The following is a 22,984-nucleotide window of genomic DNA, read 5'->3' as shown; positions in this document are numbered from 1 at the left end:
GACTTCCCGTTCAGATATATGTGGTGTTTGTATTTGTATAATAATCTTATGGAAACGCTGATTTATTCATAAATCAGCGTGGGGTTCGGGGCGAAGCCCCGCAAATCCCACCTTCGGAAATCCGGCAAAGCCGGATTTCCGGTTTGATCAGTGTTTCCTTAGCAGACTTCAAGTACGATGCATGTTACATTATCCATGCCGCCGTTTTCAAGCGCCTTGTCAACAAGTGCTTTTGCTGCGTCATCTCCGGCTGTCGAAAGGATCGAACGGATCTCTTCGGAGCTGCACATTTCATTTAATCCGTCGGTGCACATAAGGAAACGTTCACCCTCGGCAAGTGTATACGATCCGGCAAATCCGGCCTTGATGTCCGACGGATCGTCGTCATATCCGAGATACATCGTAAGTCTGTGCCTGTCCGGACTCTTCTCTGCTTCTTCTTCGGTAAGAACATTGGAATCGATCATTTCATAGGCGACCGTATGATCACGTGTAAGTCTGGTAAGAACGTCGTCACGATAAAGATAGATACGGCTGTCACCAAGGTAATACATTGAAACAATGCCGTTCTTAACGCATGCAAGAGTAAGCGTTGTACCGCCTTTACGTCCGCCGGCTTTCAGTATTTCTTCATTTATTGCAAGACTTGCTGTACGTGCGTATTCGTTTACTGCTTCAGACTGTTCCTTATTATCGGCTGCAGAAAAAATCTTTTCACGGAAAGTATCAAGCACGTTCACTGCTGTTGCAGATGCAACTTCGCCGCAGCTTTCGCCTCCCATGCCGTCACATACGGCAAACAGAGCATGATCTGTCACTTCTTCCGTATAGGTTATGGAAAAATCATCTGAAACACCGTCAGTCAGTATTTTTCCATTGGCATAGTAATTGTCTTCATTGTTGATCCTGAACTTGCCAATGTTTGTGGCAACAGAGATCTTCAGCTGCATTTTTCCTCACCTCTTTTTATTCCTGATAAACTGAACTCAGCAAACAAAGTTTACATATGTACAGTCTGAACTGACCCCGGGCATACGTAAAACCGATGCGGGTAAGGCCCATTCAATTCTTATTATAGCACATAGTTTCTGCTTTGTCTATATTTTTTACAAAATCCCGATGATATAAAAAAATGGATCAGATTTCTCTGATCCATTATATTCAAGCGCAGAGGGTGGGATTCGAACCCACGTGGCCGTTAAGCCAAACGGTTTTCAAGACCGCCTCGTTATGACCGCTTCGATACCTCTGCATATTTGTGCCGGCGTCTATCTATCTTCCCGGGTCGTCGCCAACCGAGTATTTTCGACGTAAAAGAGCTTAACTTCTGTGTTCGGAATGGGAACAGGTGGGACCTCTTTGCCATTAACACCGACTATCTTTAAACTGAATATTCCGATTTCTTTCTACGATTTCTCTACAGACTTTCCTGATACTCTAGGAAAAGCCCTCGACCGATTAGTACTCACTCGCTTAACACCTCACGATGCTTACACGTTAAGCCTATCAACCTCTTAGTCTTTGAGGGGTCTTACTCTTTCGATGGGATATCTTATCTTAAGGCCGGCTTCACGCTTAGATGCCTTCAGCGTTTATCCGATCCGCACTTAGCTGCCCAGCTGTGCCACTGGCGTGACAACTGGTGCACCAGAGGTGCGTCCATCCCGGTCCTCTCGTACTAGGGACAGCTCCTTTCAAATATCCTTCGCCCACGACAGATAGGGACCGAACTGTCTCACGACGTTCTGAACCCAGCTCGCGTACCGCTTTAATTGGCGAACAGCCAAACCCTTGGGACCGAATTCAGCCCCAGGATGCGATGAGCCGACATCGAGGTGCCAAACCTCCCCGTCGATGTGGACTCTTGGGGGAGATCAGCCTGTTATCCCCAGGGTAGCTTTTATCCGTTGAGCGACGGCATTTCCACTCACATACCGCCGGATCACTAACTCCAACTTTCGTTCCTGCTCGACCCGTCAGTCTCGCAGTCAGGCTGGCTTTTGCGTTTACACTCTCTGGTATGGTTTCCATCCATACTGAGCCAACCTTTGAGCGCCTCCGTTACCTTTTAGGAGGCGACCGCCCCAGTCAAACTGCCCACCTAACATTGTCCCCTGACCAGATTCATGGTCACAGGTTAGAATTCCAGCACTTCAAGAGTGGTATCCCAACAGCGACTCCACACAAACTGACGTCCGTGTTTCCCAGTCTCCCACCTATCCTGTACATGAAATACCGAAATCCAATATTAAGCTACAGTGAAGCTCCATGGGGTCTTTCCGTCTAGTCGCAGGTAACCGGCATCTTCACCGGTACTACAATTTCGCCGGGTAGGTTGTTGAGACAGTGCCCAAATCGTTACACCATTCGTGCGGGTCAGAACTTACCTGACAAGGAATTTCGCTACCTTAGGACCGTTATAGTTACGGCCGCCGTTTACCGGGGCTTCAATTCAGAGCTCTCACTCCTCCTCTTAACCTTCCGGCACCGGGCAGGTGTCACCCCATATACGTCATCTTTCGATTTAGCATAGAGCTGTGTTTTTGCTAAACAGTCGCTTGGGCCTATTCTCTGCGACTCATTTCTGAGTACCCCTTCTCCCGAAGTTACGGGGTCAACTTGCCGAGTTCCTTAACAACCTTTCTCCCGTTGGCCTTAGAATTCTCTTCCTGTCTACCTGTGTCGGTTTGCGGTACGGGCTCCTTGTATATACACATGACTTTTCTCGCCTCTCTCCACTAATACTTCCCGCTATTGCAGTCCCTTACGACCGGGGCAACCAGCGCCCGGCTATTCGCTTCAAAAGTGTCCTCATGCTTAAATACTTCGGAGGCTACGGAATTTCCACCGTATGTGCATCGGCTACGCGTTTCCGCCTCACCTTAGCTCCCGGCTTACTAGGAGCGGACGAACCTTCCTCCTAAAACCTTAGACTTTCGGCCATTATGATTCTCACATAATTCTCGCTACTCATTCCGGCATTCTCACTCGTATCTCGTCCACCATCGCTTCCGCTATGACTTCACCCTCGATACGACGCTCCTCTACCACTGATACTTGCGTATCAATCCCAAGCTTCGGTACAGATTTTAGCCCCGTTGAATTTTCGGCGCAGGGTCACTCGACCAGTGAGCTATTACGCACTCTTTTAATGAGTGGCTGCTTCTAAGCCAACATCCTGGTTGTCTGGGCAACCCCACATCCTTTTCCACTTAAACCTGTTTGGGGACCTTAGCTGTGGGTCTGGGCTCTTTCCCTTTTGACCGTGAGACTTATCTCACACGGTCTGACTGCTGTGATCTTATTATCCGGCATTCTTAGTTTGATAGGGTTCAGTAATCTCTCGACCCCTAGCCCATTCAGTGCTTTACCTCCGGTAATCATTCACAACGCTAGCCCTAAAGCTATTTCGAGGAGAACCAGCTATATCCGAGTTCGATTGGAATTTCTCCGCTAGCCACACCTCATCCGCCACCTTTTCAACGGGGGTCGGTTCGGCCCTCCATGGAGCTTTACCTCCACTTCAGCCTGGACATGGCTAGGTCACTCGGTTTCGGGTCTATCTCACTCAACTTAACGCCCTGTTAAGACTCGCTCTCGCTTCGGCTCCGCACCTTAAGTACTTAACCTTGCTGAGTAAGATAACTCGCCGGACCATTCTACAATAGGTACCATATCACACCTTGACGTGCTCTATGTGCTTGTAAGCATATGGTTTCAGGTTCTTTTTCACTCCCCTCCCGGGGTTCTTTTCACCTTTCCTTCACAGTACTCTTCGCTATCGGTCATTGGGTAGTATTCAGGCTTGGAGGGTGGTCCCCCCGGCTTCCCACCGGATTTCACGTGTCCGGCGGTACTCTGGATCCTGCTCGCTTTCTCGTCTTTTCGCTTACATGACTGTCACATTCTCTGGTGTGCCTTCCCATGCACTTCAGCTAAAACTTAAAATGCTAAATGCAGTCCTCAACCCCGGGAGCATTGCTGTTCCCGGTTTGGCCTCTTTCGCTTTCGCTCGCCACTACTCACAAAATCTCGTTTGATTTCTCTTCCTCCCCCTACTTAGATGTTTCAGTTCAGGGGGTTCCCCTCATACAGCTATTGATTCACTGTATGATGCATGACTGTTAATCATGCGGATTGCTCCATTCGGAAATCTGCGCATCAATGCTTGCTTACAGCTCCGCGCAGCTTATCGCAGCTGACCACGTCCTTCATCGGCTCCCAATGCCAAGGCATTCTCCATACGCTCTTATTAGCTTTACCTTTTGTATCAGTTCGAAATTATGTCTGTAGAATTTGTTACCTGACTATTAAAAAAACTTGTTTTTTTAAATTGTCGTTCTTCTTCTCGTAGTTTTAATATCTTAATATTCAGTTTTCAAGATGCTATGTAAGGAATACTTTTTAAGTATCCTCAAAATTGAACAATGTCTTACCCATGAACTAACCTTAGGAATTTTGTTCTTCTTCATGAAGAACGGTTCTCCTTAGAAAGGAGGTGATCCAGCCGCACCTTCCGATACGGCTACCTTGTTACGACTTCACCCCAGTCATCAATCCCACCTTCGACAGCGTCCTCCTTGCGGTTGGACTACTGGCTTCGGGTGTTACCGACTCCCATGGTGTGACGGGCGGTGTGTACAAGGCCCGGGAACGTATTCACCGCAGCATGCTGATCTGCGATTACTAGCAATTCCGACTTCATGCAGGCGGGTTGCAGCCTGCAATCCGAACTGAGACAATTTTTCGGGTTTTGCTTTACATCGCTGTATTGCTTCCCTCTGTTCGATTGCCATTGTAGTACGTGTGTAGCCCAGGTCATAAGGGGCATGATGATTTGACGTCATCCCCACCTTCCTCCGTTTTGTCAACGGCAGTCCCATTAGAGTGCTCTTGCGTAGCAACTAATGGTAAGGGTTGCGCTCGTTGCGGGACTTAACCCAACATCTCACGACACGAGCTGACGACAACCATGCACCACCTGTCTTTGTGTCCGAAGACGATCATATCTCTATGATCTTCACTCGATGTCAAGACCTGGTAAGGTTCTTCGCGTTGCTTCGAATTAAACCACATACTCCACTGCTTGTGCGGGCCCCCGTCAATTCCTTTGAGTTTCAGCCTTGCGGCCGTACTCCCCAGGTGGATTACTTATTGTGTTAACTGCGGCACGGAAGGGGTCAGTCCCCCCACACCTAGTAATCATCGTTTACAGCGTGGACTACCAGGGTATCTAATCCTGTTTGCTCCCCACGCTTTCGAGCCTCAGCGTCAGTTAAAGCCCAGTAAGCCGCCTTCGCCACTGATGTTCCTCCTAATATCTACGCATTTCACCGCTACACTAGGAATTCCGCTTACCTCTACTTCACTCAAGAACCACAGTTTCAAATGCAGTCTGCCAGTTGAGCCGGCATATTTCACATCTGACTTGCAGTCCCGCCTACACTCCCTTTACACCCAGTAATTCCGGATAACGCTTGCTCCCTACGTATTACCGCGGCTGCTGGCACGTAGTTAGCCGGAGCTTCCTTCTCGGGTACCGTCATTTTCGTCCCCGATGACAGAGGTTTACAATCCGAAAACCTTCTTCCCTCACGCGGCATCGCTGCATCAGGCTTGCGCCCATTGTGCAATATTCCCCACTGCTGCCTCCCGTAGGAGTCTGGGCCGTGTCTCAGTCCCAATGTGGCCGTTCAACCTCTCAGTCCGGCTACTGATCGTTGCCTTGGTGGGCCGTTACCTCACCAACCAGCTAATCAGACGCGAGCCCATCTTTCAGCGATAAATCTTTGATATCAATACGATGCCGTATCAATATGTTATGAGGTATTACCATCCGTTTCCAGAAGCTATCCCTCTCTGAAAGGCAGGTTGCTCACGTGTTACTCACCCGTCCGCCACTAAGTTTAAAAGAGCAAGCTCTCTTAAACTCCGTTCGACTTGCATGTGTTAGGCGTGCCGCCAGCGTTCATCCTGAGCCAGGATCAAACTCTTTATAAAAGTTCTATAATAACCTTTCGGTTTATTATCTTTCCTGTACTCTGTTCAGAATACTTAGCTGCAGATTTTATTTCGTCTTCTGCTTGACTTCTTAAATAATTCAAGAGAATTAAATCTCAAAGAATCTTCAAGGGTATTGTTTAGTGCATTGTTCAATTTTCAAGATGCTTTTTGTATCGGGTGATTTCCTTTTGTTTCGTACTCTCGTCCGACAGCTTTATTATTATATCATGCCGTAAAGCCCTTGTCAACGCTTTTTTCTAAACTTTTTTCGGTTTGTGAATATTTAATAATTTCTCGCTTCACTGATTTTGTTTTGTATATTTTAAGACCAAAACTGTGTTTTTCAATTTCACTGATTTTTTAGGTTATGCCGCAGGCACAACCTTCTCAAAGGTGAAAACGGCACCTTCAGCTGGCGCTGAAAGTGCCTTTTTGATCGTAAATGAGCTGCCGCTCATTGATTTTGTTTTGCCCACCGTTGTGAGAAGAAACCTTATAGCTATTTTATGCAGATATAAACCTAGCTTTCATACTCATCGCAGGCTTTTTCAAGTTTTGTAAAATCACAATAGTACTTAAAAACTACAGAAGTATCTTTCTGCTGTTTATAAAGGTTTTCAGCTTTCTCGATTATTCCTTTCTTTATCTTCAGACAAAAACTATACTCTTTCTGAAGTAAATTTTTATACTTCAAATCTGTTTCCTGATCAAAGTTCTTTTTTTCATAAACTCCTTCAGGCACTGGAACCATCTTCTTTATATCAAGAGCAGATAATATTTTCAGATACTTGGTATCTGAATACTCTCTCACAATATCCTTGGGATTTCTATCTTTTTTATCGATTATTTCATATATAAGATAATGTGTTTTATCGACGTTTTTCCATTTGATATGTTTTGTTTTCGCTGACGTTAATGGAATAAAATATGTATAACTGTCCATCATCACCAAGATCCCAAGAAAAGGCTTTCTGTCATAGTTTCTATATTCATCATACCTGACTTCTTCATCTATATCATGAAGATACTTCAGATACTTTTCATCAATCAAATAAAATCCAAAATCTTTAAATGTTATTCCCATAAATCCAGTTTCCTTCACATAAAGAAAAGGGAGCATTACGCTCCCCTTCTTGTACTTTAATGTTCCACCCTTGGGATATAGGCGGTGGGACGCCTTCTTTAATGTTTCGCCCTTAAAACACAGGTGGCGAGACACCTTCATTAATGTTCCACCCTTGGGATATAGGCGGTGGGACGCCTTCCGTAAGCTTTTTAGCTTAATTTAATTATACTTCTTTAACGCTGTTTTGTCAAGTTTTCATGGTGAAAACGGCACCTTCAGCTAAGGCTGAAAGTGCCGTTTTGATTGTAAATGAGCTGCCGCTCATTATTATTTTACCTACTGATGATCATTTGATCATCGCATTTTTGGAATACCGTTATCAGCGGAAAAGATTTCTGAGTCTTCTGCCGACTGCGCCAATAAGCCATTCCGTCCAGCTTTCTTCGACTCTTCTGGTTTCCTTTTCGCCGCATTCGCAGGTTCTTTCTTCATAACCTCTGTGCAGCCATGATGCGTTCTGTGAAGTCTTCCATTCGCCGAATTCGTGTTCATGAGCTTCAGTATAAACAATATAGAACTGTGAATACTGATCTGATTCGAAGTATGCACTTGTTTCAGATACAAGTGTCAGCGGAAGTGCTTCATACTTGCCCTCATGTTCACGTACTACGTAGAATGTTCTGCCTTCCTTGTAAAGTCCTGCAGGAAGATCAATGTATACTTTGAGTACCTTATTGAGCTGTGTTACTCTGCCAGCATCCTGTCCGTCGATGTACTTATGGATAGATACATCAAGAACAGCTGCTACAACACCGTTTTCACCGACAGTATCCTTAACGGCTTCATCAGCTTTTTCCTTAACGCCTTCATTTCCTGAAATATCAGTTACTTCAAGTTTGAGTCCGATATCCTTTCCGTTTTCAACCTGATCGCATTCTTCGTTTGTAAGCGGGAATGTATCGAGAATCTCCTTCTTATCTGTAACTTCGATAGTACCGCTGCATGCATTGGTTTCCGGCTCTGTGATATTTCTGATCTCACCAGGCTTGTTTTCAGGATCTGTTACTTCATCTGCACTTTCATGATAGTCATATGAAGTAGAAGCTGTTTCTGTAAGACCGCAGACCTCACACTTATGTTCCTTGGTTCCGTCATGTTCTGCATTTGCTGTAATGGTTACATGCCAGCCGCCGAACTTATGTTCGCCTGTTGCCGGGATATCAGCAACGTCCTTTGTCTGAGTGCTGAACAGCTTGTTTTCAAATGATGCTGTGTATGTTGTAACTCCAGCCTTGTCACATGTTGCTGCTGCAGCGACAACGCTTGTGATCTTAGCTGTTTCTGTTACTACGTAAGTCTTGTCGTTTTCGCATGTTGCTGTTGCAGTACATGTCTTGCCGTCTGCTGACCATGTGTATACAGGTGCTCCAAGCTTGTGACCGAGTGCAGGAATTTCACGTGTTTCAGTCTTTCCGCACTCTGTGCAGAATCTTTCTTCGATTCCTGCTTCTGTACATGTTGCAGCCTTCTTAACTTTCCATTCGCTGAACTTGTGTTCGCCTGTTGCAGGGATATCAGTTACATCCTTGGTCTTAGTACTGAATAATTTATTTTCAAACTTCGCTGTGTATGTTGTTACGCCAGTCTTATCGCATGTTGCTGCTGTCTTGACTTCAGCAGTTACAGTTGCCTTTTCTGTAATCACATGTGTCTTGTCGTTTTCACAGGTTACTGTTGCTGTGCAAGTCTTGCCATCTTCTGACCATGTGTAAACAGGTAAGCCGTACTTATGGCCAACTGCCGGAAGAACTCTTGTTTCTTCCTTACCGCAGTGCTCACAAATTCTGCTTTCGATTCCGTTTTCATCACATGTTGCAGCCTTTGTTACAGTCCAGTCACCAAACTTATGACCAATAGCCTTAATATCACGTGTTTCGAATGTTCCGTCATCATGATTACAGTATCTTGTTTCAATACCGTTTTCTTCACAGGTTGCTTCCTTTGTAACTTTCCATTCGCCGAGTTCATGACCTGGTGCCATTACCGCACGAATCTCTTCCTTACCGCAGACTTCGCACTTTCTGGTCTCATATCCGTCAGTCTCATCAGTTACTGCCTTTGATACTGTCCATTCACCGAACTTATGACCTGTTGCCGGAACTACTCTTGTTTCCTCTATGCCGCAGATTTCACATACACTAACTTCAAGACCATCAGTATCACAGGTTGCTTCCTTAGTTACTGTCCAGTTTCCGAACTTGTGTTCTGCTGCTGGAATTGATCTTGTCTCTTCCTTATCGCAGTGTTCACATTTTCTTACTTCAATACCTTCAGTACTGCAGGTTGCTTCTCTGTAAACAGTCCATTCACCGAGCTTATGACCTGTTGCCGGAAGAGCTCTTGTTTCTTTCTTGCCACAGTGTTCGCATACTCTGACTTCAAGACCGTCTTCTTCACAGGTTGCTGCCTTAGATACTGTCCATTCACCGTACTTATGACCTAATGGCTTGATCTCACGTGTTTCGAATGATCCGTCATCATGATCACAATTTCTTGTTTCGATACCAGTCTTTTCACAGGTTGCTTCCTCTGTTACAACCCATTCACCAAATGCATGACCAGGTGCCAGAGTTGCACGTGCTTCTTCTCTGCCGCAGTGCTCACATGTTCTCACTTCAAGACCGTCTGTTTCATCTGTTAATTTTGCAACAGTTTTCCAGTCGCTGAACTTATGTCCTAAAGCCGGAACAGCCCTTGTTTCTTCCTTGCCACAGTGTGCACACTTTCTTATTTCAAGACCATCTTCTTCACAAGTAGCCTTCTTTGATACTGTCCATTCGCCAAACTCATGACCGTTCGCCTTGATCTCGCGTGTTTCAAGTGTACCGTCATCATGTGTACAGTATCTTGTTTCGATACCGTTTTCTTCACATGTTGCAGCCTTTGTAACTTTCCATTCACCTAATTCATGACCTGTTGCCAGAACTGCGCGAGTTTCTTCATTACCGCAGTGTTCGCACTTTCTTATTTCAGTGCCATCTTCGTCACAAGTTGCTTCCTTAGCAACTGTCCAGTCGCTATATTTATGTCCAATAGCAGGAATATCTTCTACGTCCTTTGTCTGGGCGCTGAAGAGCTCATTCTTGAACTTCGCTGTGTAGGTTGTTACACCTGCCTTATCACATGTTGCCGCTGTCTTCACTGCACTTGTGATCTCAGCTGTCTCTGTTACTGCAGACTTCTTATCTGTCTCACAAACCGCTGTTGCTGTACAGCTCTTGCCGTCTTCTGACCATGTGTAAACTGGTTTGCCATACTTGTGTTCGCCAGCAGCCTTGATCTCACGGGTTTCAGTCTTGCCGCATTCTGCACATACTCTTTCTTCGATTCCGTTTTCTGTGCATGTTGGTGCCTTCTTTACTTTCCACTCGCCGAACTTATGTTCGCCAGTTGCCGGGATAACCTTGGTTTCAGTAGCACCGTCATCTTCACAGGTTCTAACTGCAAGACCGGATTCTGTACATGTAGCTGGGTTCTTGGTCACCCATTCGCCCCAGTTATGACCTTCAGCAGGGATAACGATCCATGTTTCAAGATCATCTATCTTCTTTGTACACTTGTCATCCTCGTAATTGAAGCCATCCTGCTTCCAGTATGTCTTCAGACCTGATTCAGTGTGTGTGGCTGCCTGGCCGGAAACCTTGAAGATCCTGTACTTTTCGATACCGAGCTTCTCGTATTCGCTTTCAGCATCAATAAGCACCTGATAATTCTTTACAAGCATCTGCTGATTGAAGAGAAGTGCATCATAAGCTTCTCTAGCTGCATCGATTTTTGCCTTGCACTCATCTGTGTAAGAAATTTCACCGATAGCATCGATAAGTCCCTGTACATGATTAATCTCATTTACAAGCTTCTCTGCATAAGCAAGAGCTTCTTCAAGATCTGCTGTCGCTGTATCAATCTGATCCTGAGTAACTGTAAGGCTTTCATCTACCTTCTTACCATTCTTAAGTGCCTTGTTCAGATCCTTGAATATACGAGTATGGTATTCTTCATCAAATTTCTTTGTATACGCTTCTGTATCACTGATTGCCTTCTTGAGAGCTGTTTTATCAACGTATACCAATATGGTGAGATTCTTGGTTACAGTATTATAGTTTGCTGTATCCTTCGGAGTGAATGTAGCTTTGTATACATTGTCGCCAAGTTTTTCAAGCTTTGTATCTGCATCAGAATTCCATGTCCAGCCTTCCGGAAGTGTAACATCCTTAAGTGCCTTGCCGTAAGTAATCTTAAGACCTTCAGGAATTGCATATTTCGGCTCTGCCTTAGCAACTGCAAGAGTGATCTCGCATGCAGCTGTATTGAAGTTATTATTATCCTCAGGAGTAAATACTACAGCATACTTTGTCTTTCCACCATCTGCAACTGAAGGCTTAACCGTACCGTCCTTCCATGCGAATGTTCCCTTAACAGGTTTCTCGCCGAACAGTACAGTACCACCTGTAAGTTTGCTGTCAGCAAGTGACTTTTCGTAAACTATACCTGCAGCTGACGGTGCTTCCTTGACAGTACCATCAGCCTTTGCTACATTAACTGTAACGTCCTTTGAAACCTTAACATAATTATTAGTATCATTCGGAGTAAATACTGCAGTGAATTTGTGTGATCCGGCTGTGCCAACAGTAGTTTCTGCTGCTGCATCCCATGACCATTTTCCGTTTTCAGCTTCAGGGAGTGCGATCTCACTGAGCTTCTGACCATATGTTGCAGTACGTTCTGAAGGTGCTTCAGGCTTAAGATCAGCCTTGTTTATAACTGCCTTCATTTCCTTAAGTGTAACCACTTCATAATTAGGGTTTTCTATTGAAATGTCAGCTTTATAAGTACCAGCAATCTTGCCGTCTCCTTCTGAACCGTCTTCTGATTTTGCAAAAGTAACAGCAGCCTTCGTCTTAGCGTCATCAAGCAGTGCAGCTAATTCTGCAGCATCACACTTGGTATCATCAGAAACATAATAATCAAATGCCTTCGCATCAAATGCTTTACCGTCATAGACCTTTTCTACAGTTGCCTTGACAATACCAATGTTCTTCTTTGCGATAGTATTTTCAAAAGTGCCTAAGTACTTTACCTTGTTATCAGCGTCAACAAGTTTGCACTTAACTTCGTATGTACCGGCATCAACTGCTGAAGGAAGTTCTTCTTTCCACTCTGTGCCTGTAAATGCAAAGTAGTCAACGTTTAATCCTGTTACATCAAAAACAAGATATACATTATGCTTTCCTGTAACATTTACATCTAAGGTTTCATTTACTATATTAGGTACTTCCCATTTAGTCGTGTTTGGAAGCGTAAGAGTTTTGATTTTGGTTCCACCGGATTCAGCATTCTTTCCATCAATCCAGATGCTTACCTGCGTAGCAGAACCACCGCTTGAATAACGTATAATAACATTCTGCTCTTTTTTATCTTCGCCAAAAACAACATCTTTATAAACTGCTGTATCGCCTTTTTCGATCCAACCTAAAACACCGTCATCAGACCATGTTGAGTTAGGATAATCTCCAGGTGCATAATGGCCATATGTTTTTTCGCCGTTACTTCCTTCATATGCATCATACTTTTCAGCCTGAATACGATTGTAAGCATCACGGTTTTTTCTTGTTTTCAATTTCCGGAGCTTTCTCACCTGAAGGGCTGACTGCGTACCATGCCTTAATGCCCGCGTCAAGATCACCTGTAACTGTAAGGAGTTTCTGTTCCTTTCCACTGTAAATCAGGCCGTCAGGAGTATCAAAAGTTACTGTAATGTACTCAGGACTTACCTTAGCATTAGCCTTTGGCATCACAAATGAAAGGTTATCTTTATCAAAATTAACTTCTTCATTATTAACCAGCAGTTTTACCAGATTAAGTTCCGGTTTAGCTGTAAGCTTAAATGTCTTTCCTTCTGCGCCATAGATCTTTCCATTGTACTGTACAGCGTTTTCATAGACCTTGATTCCTTTATAGTCAAATGACTTTTTACTTTCACCAAGATCAAGTGATATGTCCTCTGCACATTCTATTGTATGTGAAAGAGACGCATTTGTATCTTTTGTAGCTACTGTCTTATAGCTTCCCGTTACTGTAGCCTTTCCTCCAAATGTAGCAACTTCTACAAATGAAAGATTTTTTGTTGCCTGTCCCTCATGTATGATATAGAGGCAATTATTCACTGTACTTATTGAATTTTTGTCTGCCCAGCCTTGAATAGCTCCAAGTGTAGCATTATTATTTCCGTTAATTATACCATCAAATACACAGCCATCATATGTAACTGTAGAGGAAAGAGTGTGTCCTACAACACCACCGGCATACTGACCGCCGTTTACCGTAGTGGAAACTATACAGTTTTCAATAAGAACTTTGCTTTCGCTTTGGTTCACACGTCCTGTAAAACCTATGAGTCCGGCCGCATGATGCTTATCGCTGTTTACTGTACCTGTAACTCTGAGATTTTTAATAACCGCATTTTTTATGTAGCGGAAAGGCGCTGCCCCCTGAGTACTGTTATCAGTAATGTCAACATTAAGTGTATGACCTGCACCGTCAAATGTACCGCTAAAAGGTCTTGTCTGCGTTGTTCCTGACGATTTGGTCTCTGCTGTACCTACAATTTTATTTGTTTTTATATCGTTTGTCAGAATAAAAGTCAGACCTGCACAGTCATGATTCTTATTTACATAATCAGCAAAAGCTGCATATTCTTTATCTGTCGAGATTTCGTATGTGGTTTCATCAACCTGTTTGAGGAAATCAGAAAGAACAACCTCTCTCCACTTTGCGTAGAGTGTGATGTCATCATCGATATCTGCACCAGCCTTAGCTTCATTTGCAAATTCAGAATCTGTATACCAGCCGAGGAGCACATAATCTGTTTTTGTTGTTTCAGGTAAAGGATCAGGGAGGCGAACATCTGTTGCAACATCTACCAGAGAGCCACCATTGGTTTCAAAGGTGATGTTTTTCTTCTCAGCAAGCTTTAATTCACCATTAACCTTCTTAATACCATAGTTCTCATTGTCGCTGGTGAACTTTGCTGCGTCATTGAAATTCGTGGTTCCACTCTTGGCGAATACACTGACTCCATTCGGCAGTCTCACGCCAATCTGTGTCGTGTTTGTCATTTCACCATCAACCACGATATAGTAATCACTTTGACCAGTTAATACATAAACATTATCCTTACCATTAGCGCTGTAATTGTCCCTGATCACCGGTGCACCATGGAGAACAACCTTTCCTTCACCGACGCCTCCGGCTCTGCCTGATGCATAATTGTTGATGATACTGCCACCTGAAATTGCCGCATACGAAACATCACCACCTGGAGCATGCGTTCTGATACCGCCGCCACATCCACCAGCATGGTTATAAGCAATCGTTCCACCTGTCATGACAAAGATGCCACGTGCGTTGACACCAGCTCCACCATCAGAAGCATAATTACCGATGACATAGCCGCCGTTCATTGTCATTTCGGCTCCCTTGTCTATATACACACCACCGTATTCATGTGCGCCTTCGTTGCCGATGACAGTTCCTCCGTTCATAGTAACAGAAGCACCTGCATCGATTTTGATTCCGCCTGTTTTGCCTCCGGTGATATAGCCGCCCTTGAAAGTCTGAGCACCTTCTTTAATGGAGTCATCCACTACAGCCAGTCCGGCACCGTTAGAAGTCGGAGAAGGTATTGTATAGTAGTGTACAGCATCCGGATTGCTGTCTGTGATTGTAAGTTTTCCGGACTTAACATTAAGAACTGATCCACTGCTTGCAGTTATACCATAGCCATTAAGATCAAGTGTTACATTTGCATCAGCTTTATCATAAACAGCATTTGCCTTAACGTCTTTCTGAAGCTTAACAGTATCACCATCATTAGCAGCTTCGAATGCACTCTGAAGAGTTGTAAATGATGTCTCGCCTATATAAGCAACAGGGGCTTTTTCACCAGTATGATAAAGTTTTCCGTTCACAGTCACTTCAGCATACTTGTATGTACCGTCAACGTCTACACTATCTGCTTCAACAGTAACATCTTTATTGCAGGCACCGCACTTAAATTTCATACCTGCTTCCCAGTTTCCATCAGTCTTTTGATTCCATATCCATTCAGTTTCTTCCGGAACTGTATGTTCTCCCTTAACATCAAGAGAGAATTCGGAAATCTGCATGAAGTCAGCGCCTTTAGTTGAAGTCACTTTAAATTTATAATACTTATAAGCCGTTGTACAGTTAGAAATAGTATAATCATACAACGTAAAATCTACATCCTGAAGTTTAGTATCATTATCAACTTTTTCTATCTCAGTCCACTGATCTGATGTATCTTTCTTACCATATAAAATCCATGATTTCGGATTTCTTCCATTATAACTACTATTATCATTTGCCGTTCTAATGTGATAACCAACCGGTACACCAGCTTCCGGCGTACTGAATTCTACTTCAGCAGAATCATAAAAATTGACACCCCATTTGGTACTCTGATTATTATCGAAAAGATTAGGATAACTTTCATTCGGATTTCCCTTTGTTCCAGATGAAGCAGTCAGCTTTGGAGAAGTATTCTTACTGTCACAAGCTTTACTGTCATAGTGACTTTTTATTTCTTCAATGGTAACTGGCAAGCAAACAGGATTAGTATCTACATATCCAATATCAGCCACAGCCTTATACCATACATAATATGTTTTTGAATCTTTACCCGAAGGAACAGTTTCAGACCAACCTATTGTCGGTGCCGTATTGCTGTCAGTACCTAATGCATAATACATCGTCCCATGGTCAACATTAACATTACTTGTGTCAAGTAGTGTTTGTACAGATCCATTAACTGTTAAATTTTCAATTACTGTTGGCGCTTGATTAATCGTAGGTTCACCTTTTATACGTTCTAATATATATCGATCACTTTCTGTTCCGTTTCCTCTATCAACATAGTAACCCGAACCTACATTCCAATTGCCTCTGTAAATCTGAGTTCCATTAAAGTAAAGACAATCATACGAACCCTCAGCTGTATGTTTATATTCAACATTCTCACTTGTAATGGTGATATTTTTCCCTGCAATCGTAATATAAATCGGAGATGTACTAGAAGCACCTTCAAAAGTCATTGTAGCAGAACCACCTCTTTCAGGAGTTCTAACATACTGCCCGACCATACTCTCTATTGCTTTAACATAGATATTATTTTCATTCTTAAAGACAAAATTAAAGTTTTCTGGCATCAAACTAGGGAAACGCTGAATAAGTCGTGATATAATAAAATATCCTTGTAATATTGGAATAATATTGAAATGCGAATCGCTATTCGAGCATTTACCTCATTTTTTTATTATTTTTTGCGGAATTAATCCGCATTAGGGTACACTTACCCCTTGCAAAATTCTGCAGTTCTTCCTGCACGAGAACACATCAGCAAATTTGCTGATGCGAATAGAAAATTGAATCTATTCATGTTCTTTTTTATTCCTTTGTATGCTACTTTTGAGTATCCAAATGTATTCTTTACAATGAGGAAAGCATGTTCCACTTTGCATCTTACTGATGACTTATCATGCTCCATCTTTTTATCCCAGTTAATACCGTTATAGTCATCTGAGGTTTTTAAACTTGACGGTCTTTTATTGATTTCAAACTTCATGTTTTTATGATGCTCATCCTGTTTTATGGCATTCTGTGCCGGAACACCAAGATAACCAGAATCGCCGTACATTATTTCATCATCATTGCGAATAAGCTTAGATGCTTCAGTGGAATCATGCACATTTGCCGCTGTTCCGGTTATTGTATGCACATATCCTGTTCCAGCATCTACTCCAGCATGTACCTTCATTCCATGATACCACTGATTGCCTTTCTTAGTCTGATGCATTTCAGGATCACGTTCTCCCTTGGCATTCTTTGTTGAACTTGGTGCTGCAATTATTGTTGCGTCAACAATTGTACCACCATGCATGATAAGTCCTGCCTTTTCAAGTCGATCATTAACGTCCTTGAAAATAGCGTCGCCGATATTATGTTCTTCAAGAAGATGTCGAAACTTCAGTAATGTTGTTGCATCCGGAACTTGTTCATGCATAAAATTTATTTTCATGAATTTTCTCATTGCATAGCTATCATAAATAGCATCTTCGACACCTTCATCTGATAGATTGAACCAATCCTGAAGAAGATACATTCTAAGCATGGTCTCGATACCTTTTACAGGTCTGCCATGATTACCTGACGGATAGTAAGGAGCGATTATCTGAATCCATGAATCCCATGGAATTATCTCTTCCATTCTATTAAGAAACGCTTCTTTTTTTCCCTGACGCTTTCTAAGGGAATATTCCATATCGCTGAAACTTAACTGTCCGTTCATATCAAAATACCTCGCATAATATATTTTATTAACTACATTATATCATATATACGACAATTTGTCAATACTAACGTCGATTAAATCAGCGTTTCCCTAGAAACCATTGACAATGCCATAACCCCGGCAAGTATCCTTTTTAAACTTCTCTTTCTGTCCATAATATTTTCCTCCTTAATAATCCAATAAATCATTTTTCCTTTTATAAAAGCAGCCGTTCAAGGCTGCATATTACCATAAACGCAGAAAAGCGTACCCCGCAGGACAGAATCATCCTGCAGAATACGCTTGTATGTTTTTATATTCAGTTGTTAAATTGACACAGTCAGCCCTTAGCTGTGCCGTTAACGCATTATACATCTTGAACATAACTATATCAACCCCTTTTATGCAGATAATGAATTAAAATCTGCGAAATCCCTTTTCATAATTTTCATGGGTATCATCCGTTATGCTTTTACTGTAACCCCTTACCTAGCAGTACGTTGACATCCCATATTCCCTTGAACCTCAAAGTACACTTCCGCATACTTTAAATAAGTATCAGACGACTTTTTTCTTTCCCATTAGTCGTATAATATACTTTCAATTATAGTCCCAGACTATTAAAAAGTCAACCATTTCTCAATATTTCGTGTATTTGTTCAATGCAACAAGGTTGTGTTTTGTTTAATTTAACGAAAAAAAGTCTGCACTTTAACTAAGGAAACGCTGAATAAGTCGTGATATAATAAAATATCCTTGTAATATTGGAATAATATTGAAATGCGAATCGCTATTCGAGCATTTACCTCATTTTTTTATTATTTTTTGCGGAATTAATCCGCATTAGGGTACACTTACCCCTTGCAAAATTCTGCAGTTCTTCCTGCACGAGAACACATCAGCAAATTTGCTGATGCGAATAGAAAATTGAATCTATTCATGTTCTTTTTTATTCCTTTGTATGCTACTTTTGAGTATCCAAATGTATTCTTTACAATGAGGAAAGCATGTTCCACTTTGCATCTTACTGATGACTTATCATGCTCCATCTTTTTATCCCAGTTAATACCGTTATAGTCATCTGAGGTTTTTAAACTTGACGGTCTTTTATTGATTTCAAACTTCATGTTTTTATGATGCTCATCCTGTTTTATGGCATTCTGTGCCGGAACACCAAGATAACCAGAATCGCCGTACATTATTTCATCATCATTGCGAATAAGCTTAGATGCTTCAGTGGAATCATGCACATTTGCCGCTGTTCCGGTTATTGTATGCACATATCCTGTTCCAGCATCTACTCCAGCATGTACCTTCATTCCATGATACCACTGATTGCCTTTCTTAGTCTGATGCATTTCAGGATCACGTTCTCCCTTGGCATTCTTTGTTGAACTTGGTGCTGCAATTATTGTTGCGTCAACAATTGTACCACCATGCATGATAAGTCCTGCCTTTTCAAGTCGATCATTAACGTCCTTGAAAATAGCGTCGCCGATATTATGTTCTTCAAGAAGATGTCGAAACTTCAGTAATGTTGTTGCATCCGGAACTTGTTCATGCATAAAATTTATTTTCATGAATTTTCTCATTGCATAGCTATCATAAATAGCATCTTCGACACCTTCATCTGATAGATTGAACCAATCCTGAAGAAGATACATTCTAAGCATGGTCTCGATACCTTTTACAGGTCTGCCATGATTACCTGACGGATAGTAAGGAGCGATTATCTGAATCCATGAATCCCATGGAATTATCTCTTCCATTCTATTAAGAAACGCTTCTTTTTTTCCCTGACGCTTTCTAAGGGAATATTCCATATCGCTGAAACTTAACTGTCCGTTCATATCAAAATACCTCGCATAATATATTTTATTAACTACATTATATCATATATACGATAATTTGTCAATACTAACGTCGATTAAATCAGCGTTTCCCTAAGGAAACGCTGAATAAGTCGTGATATAATAAAATATCCTTGTAATATTGGAATAATATTGAAATGCGAATCGCTATTCGAGCATTTACCTCATTTTTTTATTATTTTTTGCGGAATTAATCCGCATTAGGGTACACTTACCCCTTGCAAAATTCTGCAGTTCTTCCTGCACGAGAACACATCAGCAAATTTGCTGATGCGAATAGAAAATTGAATCTATTCATGTTCTTTTTTATTCCTTTGTATGCTACTTTTGAGTATCCAAATGTATTCTTTACAATGAGGAAAGCATGTTCCACTTTGCATCTTACTGATGACTTATCATGCTCCATCTTTTTATCCCAGTTAATACCGTTATAGTCATCTGAGGTTTTTAAACTTGACGGTCTTTTATTGATTTCAAACTTCATGTTTTTATGATGCTCATCCTGTTTTATGGCATTCTGTGCCGGAACACCAAGATAACCAGAATCGCCGTACATTATTTCATCATCATTGCGAATAAGCTTAGATGCTTCAGTGGAATCATGCACATTTGCCGCTGTTCCGGTTATTGTATGCACATATCCTGTTCCAGCATCTACTCCAGCATGTACCTTCATTCCATGATACCACTGATTGCCTTTCTTAGTCTGATGCATTTCAGGATCACGTTCTCCCTTGGCATTCTTTGTTGAACTTGGTGCTGCAATTATTGTTGCGTCAACAATTGTACCACCATGCATGATAAGTCCTGCCTTTTCAAGTCGATCATTAACGTCCTTGAAAATAGCGTCGCCGATATTATGTTCTTCAAGAAGATGTCGAAACTTCAGTAATGTTGTTGCATCCGGAACTTGTTCATGCATAAAATTTATTTTCATGAATTTTCTCATTGCATAGCTATCATAAATAGCATCTTCGACACCTTCATCTGATAGATTGAACCAATCCTGAAGAAGATACATTCTAAGCATGGTCTCGATACCTTTTACAGGTCTGCCATGATTACCTGACGGATAGTAAGGAGCGATTATCTGAATCCATGAATCCCATGGAATTATCTCTTCCATTCTATTAAGAAACGCTTCTTTTTTTCCCTGACGCTTTCTAAGGGAATATTCCATATCGCTGAAACTTAACTGTCCGTTCATATCAAAATACCTCGCATAATATATTTTATTAACTACATTATATCATATATACGATAATTTGTCAATACTAACGTCGATTAAATCAGCGTTTCCCTAAATAAAACGGCATTCCATACAGAGTGCCGTTTAGCTTTTCATATGAAGCGTGCGCTTTTGGCGCATTTCAACAATTACTGCAGTCGGAATTTGAAATCAGGATTTTTATAATTGACTGATCATACACTTTACGTTATAATCCCGAGTTTTACAGTTTCAAAAGCAAAAGCAGCCTCTAATCGACGTAAATACGTCTGTTAGAGGCTGTTGATATTTTTCTTGAAAGGTAGTAATTTTTTCTGGCAATTAATGTCTTTTACTGATTTTTTCGATGTTTCTCATTTTCTGTTTTGTAATGAATGTAAAATCTGTTTTGAAACCACAGACATCATGCAGCTTATCGGTGATAAGAGTTCGTTCATACAATGGCATAAAGCCTTGTTCCTGGATATCTGCAAAGTTCATTGATTTGAGCGTATCGAGTATTTCATCGCATGTGTATTGCTTATCCATTTTCTTTTCAAGAAGTTTGTAAATCATAAGTGCGAGAAAACAGGTAAGGAAATGAGCTTTAATGCTTTGATCTTTTTTGACATAAACAGGTCTGGCTTCAAAGTCAGTTTTTAAATTACGGAAGCAGGCTTCAATCTGCCAGCGGTCTTCGCTTACACGGATGATATCAGCCGGTTCATCATCAAGAAGATCGGTACATAATGCATATAATCCATCATATTTTGCTTCTTCAGCAATTTTCTCTTCATCAAGCGAGTATATCTTTTTACTTGCTACTTCACCATCACCTGTTACTGCAGTCTGGTTAATGAAGCGTGCCGGATCATTCGGATTCTTTCTGGTTCTTTTATGCTGTCCGTTTGCAAGCATCTGATTAGCTCGTTCCACCTGCTTCTTTCGTATCTCTTTCTGATATGCAGCGTATTTCGGAGAGTATGTAACAATCAATGACTGATGTATCTTTTTAGGGGTATAAGGATCTTCTTTGTAGTATACATCATTGTCTTCAGGATCAATATTTCTGATATCATCAACAGGTGTGTTGTCAGATAATCTTCTGAAGCCGGTACCATCAAGAGCCCATTCTTTTTCTTCTTTAGGAAGTTTTTTGATGGATTGGGTTACAATGAATTTACGGTTACCGATATCATTAAATTCACGTATGGATTCTGAGCCAAGACCGGCATCGCTGCAGTAAATGAATTTATGACATCCAAAGTCTCTGATAACCTTTTGCTCAAGAGGTTTCAGGGACTTTTGTTCGTTCTGATTTCCGGGAAACAATGAAAACGCCAGCGGAATTCCGTCACCGTCAGTAAACATGCCCATCTGAAGGATAGGATTAGGCTTGTGATCTTTACCTTTGCCGTATTTTTTATCTCCGTCTTCCTGTTCAATTTCAAAGTAATAGTTTGTGCAGTCATAATAGAGAACCTTGTCACTTCTCTTAGTAACGAAGTGACTGTTTTTGTACACCTCTGACTGAATAAAATCACATTCATCTGCAAGAACCGCGAGAGATCTGTAAACATCATGCAGTTCGTACGAAGGCGGTTCCAGAAACTTCTTTGCAGTTTTGTATGAAGATCGTTTGCTGTCCGGTTCGAGTATTCTTGTATAGATCAGGTCTGAGAGAATTGCGTTCAGATCGTATTTAAAGGAATATTTGGATTTGATCCTTTTGCATATGTAATCGAGTTTCAGATCATAGTAAACCGACTGAGGGAACAGATATCCGCCAATGAAAAACTTCTGAGTATTGTAGGGTATCTGTTCATTCGCTTTAAAGGAAACAGTAACATTTTGAACTTCCTGCTCAGCTTTATACTTTTCGGTTTCAATCCTAACCTGCTCCTTAGCCCATGCGATAACGCCATCTCTGTCAGTGCCGAGAGTATGACATAAATCTTCAAGTTTACCGAGTTTACGAACAGTTTTGGTTGATGATTTTCCTTGATTATTTTTATATGATTTCTGTATGTATAATGATTCTGAATTTTTTGATCCTGAAATAGTAAGCTTCATATTTAACGCCCTCATTAATGTGTCTTACGATACTACTTACTATTATACCATAAATACTTGAAAATAGCTACCATTTAAGATATTTTTCTTGACAAAAAAATCGCCCTATTTATGGGCTTTATGACGAATATTTTATTGTTGGACTGTAAAACGCCCGCGTTTCCCTAAATAAAACGGCATTCCATACAGAGTGCCGTTTAGCTTTTCATATGAAGCGTGCGCTTTTGGCGCATTTCAACAATTACTGCAGTCGGAATTTGAAATCAGGATTTTTATAATTGACTGATCATACACTTTACGTTATAATAGAAGTAACAAGAATGAACATCTTCTTTTAATAATACTGTAATTTACAAATT

At 41.6% G+C, this 22,984-nt stretch carries 8 protein-coding genes, 1 tRNA gene and 3 rRNA genes; all 12 read right to left on the bottom strand.

Annotated features, from left to right (window positions below; translation table 11 throughout):
- Positions 1 to 158 precede the first annotated feature (158 nt).
- Positions 159 to 950, bottom strand: coding sequence for a protein phosphatase 2C domain-containing protein (locus CC97_RS16160; protein ID WP_044976229.1), 792 nt, complete (start codon positions 948 to 950; stop codon positions 159 to 161).
- A gap of 216 nt (positions 951 to 1,166) precedes the next feature.
- Positions 1,167 to 1,252, bottom strand: a tRNA-Ser gene (locus CC97_RS16155).
- Between the two features lie 7 nt (positions 1,253 to 1,259).
- Positions 1,260 to 1,376 (bottom strand): 5S ribosomal RNA (gene rrf / locus CC97_RS16150).
- A gap of 62 nt (positions 1,377 to 1,438) precedes the next feature.
- Positions 1,439 to 4,263 (bottom strand): 23S ribosomal RNA (locus tag CC97_RS16145).
- 228 nt (positions 4,264 to 4,491) lie between these two features.
- Positions 4,492 to 6,000: ribosomal RNA gene (locus CC97_RS16140) — 16S ribosomal RNA — on the bottom strand.
- Together the 16S, 23S and 5S rRNA genes with 1 tRNA gene alongside form the textbook arrangement of a ribosomal RNA operon.
- Before the next feature lie 523 nt (positions 6,001 to 6,523).
- Positions 6,524 to 7,228, bottom strand: coding sequence for a type III toxin-antitoxin system ToxN/AbiQ family toxin (locus CC97_RS16135; RefSeq protein WP_242848186.1), 705 nt, complete (start codon positions 7,226 to 7,228; stop codon positions 6,524 to 6,526).
- A gap of 220 nt (positions 7,229 to 7,448) precedes the next feature.
- Positions 7,449 to 12,746, bottom strand: a complete 5,298-nt coding sequence (locus CC97_RS16130) for a carbohydrate-binding protein (RefSeq protein ID WP_044976227.1) — start codon at positions 12,744 to 12,746, stop codon at positions 7,449 to 7,451.
- Positions 12,724 to 15,897, bottom strand: coding sequence for an InlB B-repeat-containing protein (locus CC97_RS16125; protein WP_197021875.1), 3,174 nt, complete (start codon positions 15,895 to 15,897; stop codon positions 12,724 to 12,726). Before CC97_RS16125 ends, CC97_RS16130 begins: the two co-directional genes overlap by 23 nt.
- Positions 15,898 to 16,496: 599 nt before the next feature.
- On the bottom strand, positions 16,497 to 17,492 hold the full coding sequence (locus CC97_RS16120) for an IS5 family transposase (RefSeq protein ID WP_044973980.1): 996 nt from the start codon (positions 17,490 to 17,492) through the stop codon (positions 16,497 to 16,499).
- Between the two features lie 836 nt (positions 17,493 to 18,328).
- Positions 18,329 to 19,324 (bottom strand): IS5 family transposase, encoded by a 996-nt coding sequence (locus CC97_RS16115; protein ID WP_044973980.1) that lies wholly within the window; start codon positions 19,322 to 19,324, stop codon positions 18,329 to 18,331.
- A gap of 232 nt (positions 19,325 to 19,556) precedes the next feature.
- Positions 19,557 to 20,552, bottom strand: coding sequence for an IS5 family transposase (locus CC97_RS16110; protein WP_044973980.1), 996 nt, complete (start codon positions 20,550 to 20,552; stop codon positions 19,557 to 19,559).
- Positions 20,553 to 20,894: 342 nt separating this feature from the next.
- Positions 20,895 to 22,625, bottom strand: a complete 1,731-nt coding sequence (locus CC97_RS16105) for an IS1634 family transposase (RefSeq protein WP_044976223.1) — start codon at positions 22,623 to 22,625, stop codon at positions 20,895 to 20,897.
- Positions 22,626 to 22,984 lie beyond the last annotated feature (359 nt).

This window comes from Ruminococcus sp. HUN007, from assembly GCF_000712055.1.
Classification (GTDB): Bacteria; Bacillota; Clostridia; order Oscillospirales; family Ruminococcaceae; genus HUN007.
The sequence above is the reverse complement of the archived record's forward strand: the minus strand, read 5'-3'. Positions and strand labels throughout refer to the sequence as shown.